The organism is Nonomuraea aurantiaca (genome assembly GCF_020215705.1).
Lineage (GTDB): Bacteria > Actinomycetota > Actinomycetes > Streptosporangiales > Streptosporangiaceae > Nonomuraea > Nonomuraea aurantiaca.
This window is the reverse complement of record NZ_JAIWNB010000001.1, coordinates 926,065-938,511: the sequence shown is the minus strand read 5'-3', so window position 1 is coordinate 938,511 and position 12,447 is coordinate 926,065. Positions and strand designations below refer to the sequence as shown.

Below are 12,447 nucleotides of genomic sequence, written 5' to 3'. Positions count from 1 at the left end.
ACGGGAATCCCCGTCCCTTCAAGACGGGGAGCAGGTCAACGCCCGCTCCGACCGATAGAAAGAAGATTCACACGGCGACTGGTCAGGGTGAGACGACTTGCACCCGGCCATCCGTTCGCCACTGAGAGGCGGTCCGGCGGCGGCCTCACCGCCGCCGCAAACCCCAGCACGTAGGATCTCCCACGTGGAGCTGACGATCTATCCGGGCGGCCCGTCCATCCAGGTCGCCGACGAGGCTGAGGCCCTGGCCAGCGAGCTGGACGGCCAGCTGGTCCTCGACGGCACCCGATTCCTGCGCCGTGACGTCACCGGCGCGGCGATCGCGTTCGAGGATCGCCCGCCCATCGCCCGCGCCCTGGACCTGCTGCCCCATCCCGAGGGCGGCTGGTTCCGTGAGACCTGGCGGGCGCCCGTCTCCTTCCTGCCCGCCGGCTATCCCGGCTCCCGTTCCTCCGCCACCGGCATCTACTTCCTGCTGGGGCCCGGCGAGGAGTCGGTCCCGCACGTGGTCCGGTCCGACGAGGTGTGGCTGTGGCACCGGGGCGGTCCGCTGAGCCTGACGATCGGCGACGAGAGCGTCATCCTGGGCCCGCTGGTCGAGGACGGCCAGGTGCCGCAGGCCGTGGTGCCGGGCGGCGTGTGGCAGTCGGCCCGGCCCGCCGGCGGCGAGGAGGTCCTGGTCAGCTGCGTCGTCTCACCGGGGTTCGACTTCGCCGACTTCACCGCGCGTACCGAGTAGGAGCCATGGACGTACGACCGGACAGCGAGCATCCCATCAGGCGCCTCTCGACCGAGGTCGTGTACGAGAGCCCGTACCTGCGCATGCGCGAGGACCGCATCCGCCGCCTGGACGGTTCAGAAGGCATCTACTCCTACGTCGAGAAGCCCGACTACGCGCTGGTCATCCCGGTCGAGAACGACGGGCTGCATCTGGTGGAGCAGTACCGCTACCCGATCCGCGCCCGCTCGTGGGAGTTCCCGCAGGGCACGTTCCCGCAGATGCGGACCGGCGATCCCGAGCACCTGGCGCGCGAGGAGCTGCGCCAGGAGACCGGCCTGACGGCGGCGGACATGCGGCACCTGGGGCGGCTGAGCTGCGCCAAGGGCATGTCGTCACAGGGGTTCGACGTGTTCGTGGCCACGGGGCTGGAGCCGGGACCCAACGAGCTGGAGGTCGAGGAGCAGGATCTGCTGCATCGGTGGTTCAAGCGCGCGGACTTCGAGGTCATGATCCGCGACGGCGAGATCACGGACGCCGCGACGCTGGCGGCCTACACGCTGTTCCTGCTCTCGAGCCAGTAGGTCATCACGGCACCGCTCGAACGGCAGCAAGGGCAAAGGGCTCGATCGCCGACCTTTTAAGGACGGGATCGTCAAGAATTCACGATGGCCATCGATAGGACGGCATCTAAAGCGCCGTCTGCACAGCAGCACTGAGCCTTTTCGTCTCGCGGCGAGGGAGTGCGACTTCCTCACACCAGCAGGGTCCCGGCTCCGCGTGGCCACGCCGACGCTACCCGGCGATCGTAGCCGTTGGACGGCGGGCCGACAGGGCTATCCCCCCGCCATCCAGGCCGTGGAGACGGACAGTGACCATCTCTCACCCGCGCCCCGGCACATTACCCACTTGTCCAGCTCCAAGTCGGACCAAATGTCAAGATGCCGCACCCCCTAGAAATCCCTGATTTGGCGTGTACTAGGACGGCATAACCGAACAGATGTGACATGCTGCCCACAAATCACGGAAAAGAGTTCGCATGTGCGGTGCGTCACTAAGAGTGATTATCTGTGATAAATACGCGATAACCCGATTCGGCCTCCTGTCGATCCTGGCGTCCAGGGACGACGTCAACGTGATCGAGACCACCGACAGCGGAGTCCATGCGATCATGCTCGCCCGCAAGCATCATCCCGAGGTCGTGGTCACCGGGCTGACTCTCGGCGGGCTGTCCGGGCTGGAGCTGATCCAGCGATTACGGGCCGAGAAGCTGGACCCCGAGCCACGGGTGGTCGTGTTCACCGTCGACCACACCGATCAGACGGTCACCGACGTGCTGCGCGCGGGCGCGAACGGGCTGCTGACCCAGGATTCCACGCAGGACGAGGTCGTCGCCGTCATCAGGGCGGCGGGCCGGGGGCAGACCATGCTCTCGCCCGTCGTGACGCAGCGGCTGGTCGACTGGTTCAGGCAGCGGGAGCCCCCTCCCGCCGAGCTGGAGCAGCCCACGCTGGCCGGACTGACGCCGCGCGAGCAGCAGGTCCTTCTCCTGGTCGCGCAGGGGCGGTCGACCGAGGAGGTGGCGGGAGAGTTGTACATCGGGGTCAGTACGGTACGCACCCATTTGCACCGGCTCCGCGCGAAGCTGAAGGCCAAGGATCGGGCCCAGCTGGTCTCCTTCGCCTACCGCTCCGGCCTCATGTCAACCTGACGGCCGTTGGTCTCCTTCGCCCCTCGCCACTCCGGCCTGCCGGGTAGGGATCTGGCGCGTCGCCAGTGGGCCGAGGGCGAGTGAGCCGAGGACGACGGCCGCCGCCAGCGCGAACGTCCCCGGATAGCTGATGTCCGCGACCACCCCGCCGACCAGCCCCGCGAGCCCGAAGAAGATGTCGTACAGCGAGCTCAGCGCCCCCAGCGCCGCCCCCCGCTCCGCCTCCGGCGCCCGGCTGATCGTGATCATCGCGAGTGACGGGTAGAGCAGGGTGAACCCCGCCCCTGACAGCACCGCCCCCGCCGCCGCCACCCACCAGCCGGGCGCGAATCCGATCATGGCCAGACCGGCGGCCTCCGCGAGGCTCGACGCGACGATCACCGGCATCGGGCCGAGCCGGTCCGGGAGGCGGCCGGCCACGAGCCGGGTCGTGATGTACGCGGCGCTGAACACGCTGAGCAGTACGGGCCCGTTGGAGATCCCTCTGGAAGCCAGGGCCAGCGCGCCGAAACCCACCAGCACGCCGTACCCGAACGCCCCCATGCCCAGTGCCAGCCCCGGCAGCACCGCGGCGCCCGGGATGAGCTTGCGCGACACGACCGGCAGCCGCGCGCCGGACGGCAGCAGGCTCAGCACCGCGACGGCGACGAGCGGCAGGACCACGGCGGCGGCCCACACCGCCGGGTAGGAGCCGAGACGGTACAGCGCCTCGCCCAAGGCGGGACCGGCCATGAAGCCGCCCCACATGGCCAGGCCGTACCAGCCGACGATCTGTCCCCGGCGGTTCTCGGGCGCGAGCTGGACCGTCCACACCGACCCCGCCGTGAACAGCAACGCCTCGGCGACGCCCATGACGAGCCGGGTGGTGATGAGGCCGGGCAGGCCCCACGGGAGCGCGTACAGAGCGCCGACGACGGCGGCCAGGGCCGAGCCGGCCAGCATCAGCCGGCGACCGCCGAAGCGCTGCGCGAGCTGGCCGCCGTAGGGGCGCAGCGCCAGTGTCACCGCCGCCGTCGCGGTGAAGGCCGCGCCGACGGCGAACGGCGTGCCGCCCAGTTCCTCCGTCACCAGCCGCGGGATCACCGGCACCGCCGCGCCGAACGCCGTGAACGTGACGAACAGCGCCGCCACCAGCCCGGCGAACGTCCGCGCCCAAGTGGTCACAGGCCGCAGGCGCCGCCGTTCATCAGCAGGACCACTCATGAACGAGCACCGCTCACAGGCCGCGGGTGTTGCCGCCGTCAACCAGCAACACCACGCCCGTGATGAAGGAGGTGTGCTCGCTGGCCAGGAACGCGGCGATCGCCCCGAAGTCGCCCGGCCGCCCGATCCTGCGCATCGGCAGCCCCTCGGCCACCCGGGCCAGCGCCGCGTCCGCCTCGTCGCCGAACTGGTGGTCGAGCGCGGGCGTGCGGTGGAAGCCCTGGGCGAGGACGTTCACGGTGATGCCGCGCGGGCCGAGGCTCGGTACGAGCCCCTTGGCGAAGCCCAGCACGCCCAGCCGGGCGACGGCCGACAGGCCGGTCAGGGGCAGCGGCTGGCGTACCGCCTCGGAGGTGAGCATCAGCACCCTGCCCCAGCCGGTGTCCAGGTGCGGCAGGGCGGCCAGGACGACGCTCACGTGCGGGATCGTGTTCTCCTCCAGCGCCCGCCGGTACACGGGCACGTCGAACTCCTCCAGCGACCCGTGCGGCACCCCGCCCGAGCTGCTGACCACGATGTGCAGCGAGCCGAACTCGTCGGTGGTGCGCCCCACCCACTTGGCCACGGCCGCCTCGTCGCGCACGTCCACGCTGGTGCTGAGCACCCGTCCCGGACCCGCGGCGTCGATCTCGGCGTGCGCCCGCGCCAGCCGGTCGGGCTCGCGCGCGCAGATGGAGACGTGCGCGCCTTCGGCCGCCAGCGTGCGGGCCACGGCCAGCCCGAGCCCGCTGCTGGCCGCCGCCACGAGCGCGACACGTCCGTTCAACCCAAGGTCCATGACCAGACACCTCTCAGGAGAGCAGCAGGAAGTGCTGCGGCAGATGTACGGCCAGGCCGACGCGAGTGCTCGCCTCGATGACCTCGGTGTCCCGGCGCAGCCGCAGCGTGGACTGCGCGGGGTCGAGCAGCGTCACGGCCGCGCGGAAGTCGCCGAGCAGCGCGTCCCCCGCGCCGATCATGCGGGTGCGCGAGACGCGGATCCCGGCCGTCGCCAGCCGGTCGAGCGTCCCGTCCCGGACCAGCTTCCAGTACAGGCCCGGGTGGGTGACGATGCCGTCGCACGAGCCGCCGGTCTCCTCGACCTCGGCCGCCGCCGCGGTCAGCGCGTCCTCGGGATCGCCGTCGAACGGCGCGTGGCGCGAGTCCGCCAGGTGCAGCAGCCCGTCGATCGCGCCGTCGCCCGATCCGTGCAGCAGGATCTGGTTCTCGACCGTGGACAGCCGTACGAGCACGCGATAGTCCACGAAGGCGGCCAGCAGGCCGGGCTCGTCGAGCACGCCCTTCGGCACGGGCACGCCGACCTTGACCTCGGTCAGGGCGGCCACGCGGACGCTGGCGGCGAAGACGGACTCGGGCGTCTCGGCGTACGAGGTGCCCGACGGCGCCAGCTCGGGCGGCGGCGCCTCGTGCACGTAGGGCACCTGCCCGTCGCCCACCTTCGCGCTCTTCAGCAGGTGCCGGACCGTGTAGCGCGGCCGGGTCTTGAACAGCGGGAACGCCTCGGTCAGCGCCAGCCGGTACGGTACCTCGACGTCGCCGCCGTTCCGCGAGCCCGCCACCGCCCACGCGAACTCCTCGCCAGGAGACATGCCTTGCCCCTCCCCGAAAGACCGTTGAAATGGTTGTCAACGCTGAGCTGATTTGGTGGCTACAAACCGTCCGAGCACGAGGTAATCCATCTCGGTCTTCAGGAAGCAGTCCATGGCGTCGGCCGGAGAGCACACGATGGGCTCGCCGGCCACGTTGAACGAGGTGTTGATGAGACAGGGCACCCCGGTCAGCTCGGTGAAGGCACGGAGCAACTCCGCCAGCAGCGGGTTGTCCTCCTCGCGGATCGTCTGAATCCTGGACGTGCCGTCCACGTGCGTGGCTCCGGGAATCAGGTCGCGGTAGCCGGGCCGTACGGGGAAGACGAACGTCATGTACGGCGAGGCCCGCTTCTTTCCCATCTCGAACACCTCGGGGGCCACGTCCTCGAGGACGACGGGCGCGAACGGCCGGAACGGCTCCCGGTGCTTGATCCGGTCGTTGATGATGTCCTTGATATCGCCGAACCGGGGATTGGCCAGAATGCTCCGGTTGCCCAGCGCGCGCGGCCCGTACTCGGTCCGGCCCTGGAACCAGCCGAGCACGCACTTCTCCCGCAGCAGCGCGGCCGTCTCCCGCGCCACGTCGCCGGGTGCCAGCTCGCGCCATTCGACGCGCCCCGCGTGAGCGTCGAGCGTGGCGCGGATCTCCTCGTCGCCGTACGCGGGCCCCAGGTACGGCGAGCCGGAGACCCTCGGCTTGTCGCCCGCCTCCTGACTGGCGTAGAAGGCGGCGCCGATGGCCACCCCGGGGTCGCTGGCGCCGAAGCTCACCTCCATCTCGGTGAACCTGGACCCTTCGAGCAGCTTGGTGTTGTTGACGCAGTTCAGCGCCAGGCCGCCCTCGAACAGCAGCCGCGGGAGCGCGCTGCGCTCCTCCAGCGCGCGCAGCTGGTGGGCCGTCACCGCCTCGATCATCTCCTGGGCGGCCCCGGCTACCCGGACGCGCACGTCGAAGTCCTCCCGCCCGTCCGGGTCCGTGTCGAAGATCCGGTCGAACAGCGCGTAATAGGCGCGGACGGCCCGCGGCGCGTAGGGGATGGTGTAGCGGCCGTTGTCCGTCAGCGCCACCACGTGCTTGAGCAGCGGATTGGGCTCCGGCGGCGGGCCGTAGCCGGCCAGCCCCATGACCTTGTACTCGTCGTTGTTGGGCACGAAGCCGAGATACCTGGTCAGCACCGCGAACAGCAGGGCCAGCGAGTTGTCCCCGTCCACGGTCGCGTCGTCGAACAGGCGCACCTTGCCGTCGCGCACCTCGCCGAGGATCGCCGACAGCCACTCCGCCCGGCCGTCGCTGACCACGAAGGCCGCGTCCCCGCCCCCGGACAGGTGGTATCCCGTCATCAGGTGGGCGAGGTGATGCGGCACCGTGACCAGCTTCTCGGCCGTCAGCGGGTGTCCCGTGTGCTCGTGGAAGTCGGCGAGAATGGCCTCCCGGCTGAAAATCCGGGTATAGGTGTCGTCGAGCCGCCGCAGCCTGGCGAATTTCTTGTCCACCGGCGCGTCGGCGTCCACGATCTCGACGATCATGTTGTTCATGACGTCCTGGGAGAAACGCCAGGAATGCGCGAAGACATCGACCTCTTCGTATGTCTTCCCGGCCTCCCTTAAAACCCATTCGATGGCCTGGGCCGGAAACCGGGCGGTCTTCTTCTCGCGATTGAGCCGCTCCTCCTCGACGGCCGCGACCAATTCCCCGTCCACCATGAGGGCCGCCGAGGAATCATGGCCGTAAAGCATGTGGCGGTCGATTCCCGTCGACCCGTAATAACGCGCGAAGAGTTCGGCGACCTTACCGAACCCGTTGTATCCGAGGACGATCACGAGAACTCCTTGCGGTGAAGGACCCGAGTCCCACCAGTGAAGGTCATGCCGCCCTGGACGGCGTCCACTTGGTGATGACCCCGGGGGCGACGCATCGTTGAGCCGGTGGACGCGGCTCAGCGGACGGCCGAGGGCGCGACGTTGTAGTTGGCGCGGAAGAAGTTGTCCGGGTCCAGCCGCCGTTTCACCGAGGTCAGCCGGTCGAAGGCCGTCTCGCCGAAGGTCTTCCTGGCCCGGTCGCCGGTGGACGCATAGTTGATGTAGCCGTCGCCCCAGCGGCTGTACGGCTCGGCGGCGGCCGAGACGGACCGCGCCCAGGCGATCCGCTCCTCGTCGGCGGCCGGGTCGGCCCAGATGGCCGTGCCCGTGACGTTGAAGGCGGCGCCGCGGAAGGGCACGGCCGTGGCCTCGGCGGGCACCCGCCGCACCGCGCCGTGCAGCGCCTCCACGAGGATCCCGTCCCTGAAGGGCCCCAGCCACCGGCCGGCCAGGAACCGCTCGACCAGCGCGTCGGCCAGCGCGTCCGGCAGGGCGTCGGCGAAGCGGGCGCTCCAGTAGTGCCGGAGCCCGAACGCCAGGCGGCCGAGCGCGGCCTGCAGCGACAGGTACGACCTGGGCATGAGCTGCCAGTCGAGGATCTCCGGCCCGCGCAGCCGCTTCTCCAGCGCCGCCCGGTAGCCTTCGTCGTCGCCGCTGTAGGCCACGCAGATCACCGCCGCCGGGACGTGCGTGGGACCGTACCTTTTCAGGAACAGCGTGCAGTTGAGCTCGTCGGGCGCGTCGAGCATGAGCTCGCGGAACAGGCGCACCGCCCGGCCGAGCTCGGCGCGCGGATAGGCCACGCAGCCGCCGTACAGCAGGCCCACCGGGTGCGTACGGAAGCGGAACTCCGTCACCACGCCGAAGTTGTGGCCCGCGCCGCGCAGCGCCCAGTCGAGCTCGGGATCGCGCTCCGCGTCCACCTCGACCACCTCCCCGGCGGCCGTGACGAGCTGGTAGGAGAGGACGTTGTCGCAGGTCAGGCCGTATCTGCCCATCAGGTGTCCGAGGCCGCCGCCCAGGGTCAGGCCGCCGACGCCGGTGGTGTCGAAGGTGCCGCCCGTGGTGGCCAGCCCGTACGCGGTGGTCGCCAGGTCCACCTGGCTCCAGGTGGCGCCGCCGCCGACCGTGGCGATGCGCTCGCCCGGATCGACCGTCACCGAGCTCATCAGCCGCAGGTCGATGACCAGCCCGTCCTCGACGGAGGCGTACCCGGCGACGTTGTGCCCGCCGCCGCGCACCGCCGTGACCAGCCCGGCCTCGCGCGCGGTACGGATCACCGCCCGCAGCTCCGCGACGTCACGCGGCAGGCAGATCAGCCGCGGCCGCAGATCGTGCATGCCGTTGAAGAGCAGCCGCACCTCGTCATAAGCGGGGTGGCAGGGTCCGACCACCCGATCGGGACAGGCGGCGTTCAGAGCGTTCAGCGTGGAGACCGTCACTGGCTCGTTCCTTTCTCAGGTCGAGGTTCTTCGACGGCTTATCACGCATTTGTGACACACGCGAGGGGGGTTGCCTTTCCGGGGACTTGCCGCGATAGTCGGCTCTTAGGTCCGACGCGCGCTCTCAGGTCCATCGTGTAATTCACTACCCGGCCAATAGCTCACGTTATTTGCATCAAGAGATTCGAGGGACCGGTGAATCCACCTCTGACCACCTGGCCCACTTATGACAAGGGCGATGTCTTCCTCAGCCCGGAGGACCTCGCCGCGGCGATCGAGGCGCTGCGCGCCCAGTTGTTCTTCCGTTACGATTTCCGGCCGCACGAGGAGACATTTACCGGGCTCTTCGAACGGCGGCTGTGCGAGGTGTTCGGCGCCCGGCACGCGCTGGCCTGCGCCAGCGGCACCACCGCGATCACCCTGAGCCTGCTCGCGCTCCAGCTGCCCGCCGGCTCGCCGATCGCCTGTCCCGCGTTCACCTTCGCGGCCACGCCGAGCGCGATCCTGCTCGCCGGGCACCGGCCGGTGCTCGTGGAGTGCGACGAGAACCTCCACCTGGACGTGCGCGACCTGCGCCGGGTCTTCGACGAGGGCGCCAAGGCGGTCGTCGTGGTGCACATGCGCGGCTTCGCCAGCGACATGCCGGAAATATGCCGACTGGCGGAGGAGTACGGCGCCTTGGTGGTCGAGGACGCGGTGCCCGCCCTCGGCGCGCGGCTCGACGGCCGCTACCTGGGTACGTTCGGCCACTTCGGCGCCTTCAGCACCCAGTCCGACAAGTCGCTCAACACCGGCGAAGGCGGGTTCCTGCTCACCGACGACCCCGAGGCGTACGCCCGCGCGGTGGTCTACAGCGGCGCCTACGAAGGCCGGATGGCCCGCCACTTCCCCGGCAAGGTCCCGGACGTCGACGACCGGGCGTTCCCCATCTTCAGCTTCCGCATGGACGAGATCAGGGCGGCGCTGGCCGGGGCCCTGCTCCACCGGCTGCCCGACCGGCTGGCCGCCCATCGCCGCAACTACGACTACGTGGCCGAGCGGCTGGCGGACCTCGACGGGATCGCGCTGCGGCAGCCGGTGGCGCCGGGCGCCTACCTCGGGGAGGCGCTGGTCTTCCGGCTGCCGGGGGCCACGCCGCGGGAGTGCGTCGCCTTCGCCGAGGCCGTCGCGGCCGAGGGGGTGGACGCCCGCGCGCTGGGCGACCGCGACGACGTCAACGTACGCGCCTTTTGGAACTGGCACTTCCTGCTCGGCGACAACCCGGAGGCCGCGCGGAGCCTCTTCCCGACGTCGGCCCGCTATGTCAGCGAGGCGATCGACATCCCGCTCTCGGCGAACCTGGACCTGGCCGACTGCGACCGTCTGGTGACCGCCGTCAGAAAAGCCGCCGCCCAGAGTGCGCTCGCCGGACGGACCGCGAGCCGATGACCCCCGCGGCGCCGCGAGTGCTCTACGTCACGGGCTGGTGCAGATCGGGCAGCACGCTGCTCGGCAACCTGCTCAACGAACTGCCGGGCGTCGCGCACGTGGGCGAGCTCAACTACCTGTGGTCCAACGGTGTGCTCGGCACCGGCACCAACAGCACCTGCGGCTGCGGCAAGGACCTGCAGGACTGCGACGTGTGGCGGCAGGTGCTACGCGAGCTGGACGGCCACTCGCTCGCAGCGGAGATGATCGGCCTGCACAACGCCCGCCTGCGCACCCGCTTCACCCAGGAGCGGCTGCGCGAGGCACGGGGCCTGGCCCGGCCGCCGCGCGACGTGCGGCGGATCAGCGAGGTCAAGCGGCGGCTCTACACCGCGATCGGCGCGGCGCTGGACGCCGAGGTGATCGTCGACACCTCCAAGTTCCCCGCCGAGGCGGCCCACCTCATGGGCCTGCCCGACCTGCGGCCCCAGGTGCTGCACATGGTGCGCGACCCCAGGGCGACCGCCTACTCCTGGCACCGCGCCAAGGGCTACATCCCGGCCATGAGCCCCCTGCGCAGCAGCGCGTACTGGACCGGCTTCAACGCGGCGTCGGAGTGGATCGCGCGCGCCTATCCCGGCAGGTGCCTCAGGCTCAGGTACGAGGACTTCGCCGCGCGGCCCGCCGAGACGATCGGCCAGGTCATGGCGTGGGCGGGTCTCCCGCCGCCCGGCCCGGTGCTCGACGGCGACACCGCCCGGCTCGGCGTCAACCACACCGTGACCGGCAATCCCGACCGGCTGCGCACCGGGCCCGTGGCCATCAGGCCCGACGACGCCTGGCGCACCGCCCTGCCGGCCTCGAGCGTCGCGCTGAGCACCCTCGCCGCGCTGCCGCTCATGAGCAGGTACGGCTACCGCCTGACGAGCCTCTGACACGCCGATGGGAGCACCCGTGAACTGGCGAAGCAACGCCGAGCACTGCTACCGCGAAGGCTGGTGGCGGGACGGCACACCCTTGGACGACCTCCGGCGGGCCGTGGAGCGCTCCCCCGGCCGCGTCGCGATCACGGCGCACCAGGCGGGCGCCGCCGACCTGGTCAAACTGACATACGCGGATTTATCGCGACTCGTGGAGCGGTTCGCCGGGGCCCTGACCGAGCTGGGCGTCGGCCCCGGCGACGTGGTCGCGCTCCAGCTGCCGAACTGGTGGCAGTTCCCGCCGCTCGCGCTGGCCTGCATGCGGGTCGGCGCGGCGGTCAACCCCATCATCCCGATCCTGCGCAAACGCGAGGTCGGCTTCATGCTGGAACGTACGGAAGCGAAGGTCTGCGTCGCGCCCGCGTCGTTCCGCGGCTTCGACTACGCCGGGATGCTCGCCGAGATCGCCAAGGAGGTGCCGACGCTGCGGCACGCGGTGACCATCGGCGGCGGCCCGCTCGACTTCGACGACGTCTTCATGTCCGGCGGCGACGTCCGGCTCGGCCAGCCGGAGGCGGACCCCGACGATCTGGCCCAGGTGATGTTCACCTCGGGGACGACGGGCGAGCCCAAGGGCGTGATGCACACCCACAACACGCTGTACGCCGGCATCCGCACCGAGGCGGAGGCCCTCGGGCTGGACGAGGATCTGGTCGTCCACATGGGCTCGCCGCTCACCCACCAGGCCGGCTACCTCTATTGCTTCCTGATGCCGCTCCAGCTCGGCGGCCGGGCGGTGTTCCAGGACGTGTGGGACCCGGACGTCATGCTCGGCCTGGTCGAGTCGGAGGGCGTCAACTTCGGCATGGGCGCCACCACGTTCGTGGTCGACGCCATCGCCGCGCAGCGCGCCCGGCCCCGTGACCTGCGGACCCTCGACTCCTTCGCGTGCGGCGGGTCGCCGATCCCGCCGAAGGTCGTGGAGGAGGCGGCCGAGGTGCTCGGCGTGCGCATGTACGCGCTGTGGGGCATGACGGAGAACGCCACGGTCACGATCACCCGCCCCGAGGACCCGCCGGATCTCGCCGCGCGCTCCGATGGCCGCCCCGCTCCCTGGATGCAGGTCCGGATCGCCGGCGACCGCTTGCAGGTACGCGGCGCGAACCAGTGCGTGGGCTACTGGAAACGCCCCGACCTGTACGCCGAGTCCCTCACCGGCGACGGCTGGTTCGACACGGGCGACCTGGCCAGGGACGACGGCGAGGGCGGCATCCGGATCACCGGCCGGGCCAAGGATCTGATCGTCAGGGGTGGGGAGAAGATCCCCGTGGTCGAGGTGGAGGCCGCGCTGTGGCGGCATCCGCGGATCAAGGAGGCCGCGCTGGTGGCCTACCCCGACGAGCGTCTCGGCGAGCGGGCGTGCGCCTACGTCGTCCCGGACGGGGAACCGCCCTCGCTCGCCGACGTACAGCTGCATCTGGAACGGCTCGGCATGGCCCGGCAGTTCTGGCCGGAACGCCTGACGGTCGTCGCCGAGCTGCCGAAGACGGCCTCGGGCAAGGTACAGAAGTTCGAGCTGCGCGAACGGATGGGCTGA

The 12,447-nt window shown here is 70.6% G+C and carries 11 protein-coding genes; 6 read left to right on the top strand and 5 right to left on the bottom strand.

The window, feature by feature from the left end:
- The first annotated feature begins 184 nt into the window (after nucleotides 1-184).
- From LDL49_RS04295 to LDL49_RS04285, 3 genes are all read left to right on the top strand, one after another.
- On the top strand, nucleotides 185-739 hold the full coding sequence (locus tag LDL49_RS04295; RefSeq protein WP_225289554.1) for a cupin domain-containing protein: 555 nt from the start codon (nucleotides 185-187) through the stop codon (nucleotides 737-739).
- Nucleotides 740-744: 5 nt separating this feature from the next.
- On the top strand, nucleotides 745-1,302 hold the full coding sequence (locus LDL49_RS04290) for an NUDIX domain-containing protein (RefSeq protein WP_225289553.1): 558 nt from the start codon (nucleotides 745-747) through the stop codon (nucleotides 1,300-1,302).
- Nucleotides 1,303-1,778: 476 nt separating this feature from the next.
- The gene (locus tag LDL49_RS04285) at nucleotides 1,779-2,429 is read left to right on the top strand and encodes a response regulator (RefSeq protein WP_225289552.1); all 651 of its coding nucleotides are present in this window, start codon (nucleotides 1,779-1,781) and stop codon (nucleotides 2,427-2,429) included.
- On the opposite strand, the gene LDL49_RS04280 is transcribed toward LDL49_RS04285, so the two are convergent.
- The 5 genes from LDL49_RS04280 to LDL49_RS04260 form a co-directional block, all read right to left on the bottom strand.
- The gene (locus LDL49_RS04280; RefSeq protein ID WP_225289551.1) at nucleotides 2,421-3,593 is read right to left on the bottom strand and encodes an MFS transporter; all 1,173 of its coding nucleotides are present in this window, start codon (nucleotides 3,591-3,593) and stop codon (nucleotides 2,421-2,423) included. The genes LDL49_RS04285 and LDL49_RS04280 overlap by 9 nt on opposite strands.
- A 52-nt stretch (nucleotides 3,594-3,645) precedes the next feature.
- Entirely contained in the window at nucleotides 3,646-4,410 is a 765-nt protein-coding gene (locus LDL49_RS04275) for an SDR family NAD(P)-dependent oxidoreductase (protein WP_225289550.1), read from the bottom strand.
- Nucleotides 4,411-4,423: 13 nt separating this feature from the next.
- Entirely contained in the window at nucleotides 4,424-5,221 is a 798-nt protein-coding gene (locus tag LDL49_RS04270; RefSeq protein WP_225289549.1) for a family 3 encapsulin nanocompartment shell protein, read from the bottom strand.
- A 36-nt stretch (nucleotides 5,222-5,257) separates the two neighbouring features.
- Entirely contained in the window at nucleotides 5,258-7,042 is a 1,785-nt protein-coding gene (locus LDL49_RS04265; RefSeq protein WP_225289548.1) for a carbamoyltransferase family protein, read from the bottom strand.
- 116 nt (nucleotides 7,043-7,158) lie between these two features.
- Nucleotides 7,159-8,523 carry an FAD-binding oxidoreductase gene (locus LDL49_RS04260; RefSeq protein ID WP_225289547.1) on the bottom strand — a complete coding sequence of 455 codons (1,365 nt, stop codon included), beginning with the start codon at nucleotides 8,521-8,523 and terminating at the stop codon, nucleotides 7,159-7,161.
- 195 nt (nucleotides 8,524-8,718) lie between these two features.
- Between LDL49_RS04260 and LDL49_RS04255 the strand changes: the two genes are divergently transcribed.
- Genes LDL49_RS04255 through LDL49_RS04245 form a run of 3 tightly spaced genes read left to right on the top strand, consistent with a single transcriptional unit; the run spans nucleotide 8,719 to nucleotide 12,447 of the window.
- On the top strand, nucleotides 8,719-9,951 hold the full coding sequence (locus LDL49_RS04255; protein ID WP_225289546.1) for a DegT/DnrJ/EryC1/StrS family aminotransferase: 1,233 nt from the start codon (nucleotides 8,719-8,721) through the stop codon (nucleotides 9,949-9,951).
- Complete coding sequence (locus tag LDL49_RS04250) at nucleotides 9,948-10,865, top strand: sulfotransferase (RefSeq protein ID WP_225289545.1); 918 nt, start codon at nucleotides 9,948-9,950, stop codon at nucleotides 10,863-10,865. The genes LDL49_RS04255 and LDL49_RS04250 overlap by 4 nt, the downstream gene beginning before the upstream one ends.
- Before the next feature lie 19 nt (nucleotides 10,866-10,884).
- Nucleotides 10,885-12,447, top strand: coding sequence for an AMP-binding protein (locus LDL49_RS04245; RefSeq protein ID WP_225289544.1), 1,563 nt, complete (start codon nucleotides 10,885-10,887; stop codon nucleotides 12,445-12,447).

Bases quoted from the DNA above. Each gene is read 5' to 3' on its own strand.
- LDL49_RS04290 (WP_225289553.1), top strand. From the start codon at position 745: ATGGACGTACGACCGGACAGCGAGCATCCCATCAGGCGCCTCTCGACC.
- LDL49_RS04275 (WP_225289550.1), bottom strand. From the start codon at position 4,410: ATGGACCTTGGGTTGAACGGACGTGTCGCGCTCGTGGCGGCGGCCAGC.
- LDL49_RS04270 (WP_225289549.1), bottom strand. From the start codon at position 5,221: ATGTCTCCTGGCGAGGAGTTCGCGTGGGCGGTGGCGGGCTCGCGGAAC.
- LDL49_RS04250 (WP_225289545.1), top strand. From the start codon at position 9,948: ATGACCCCCGCGGCGCCGCGAGTGCTCTACGTCACGGGCTGGTGCAGA.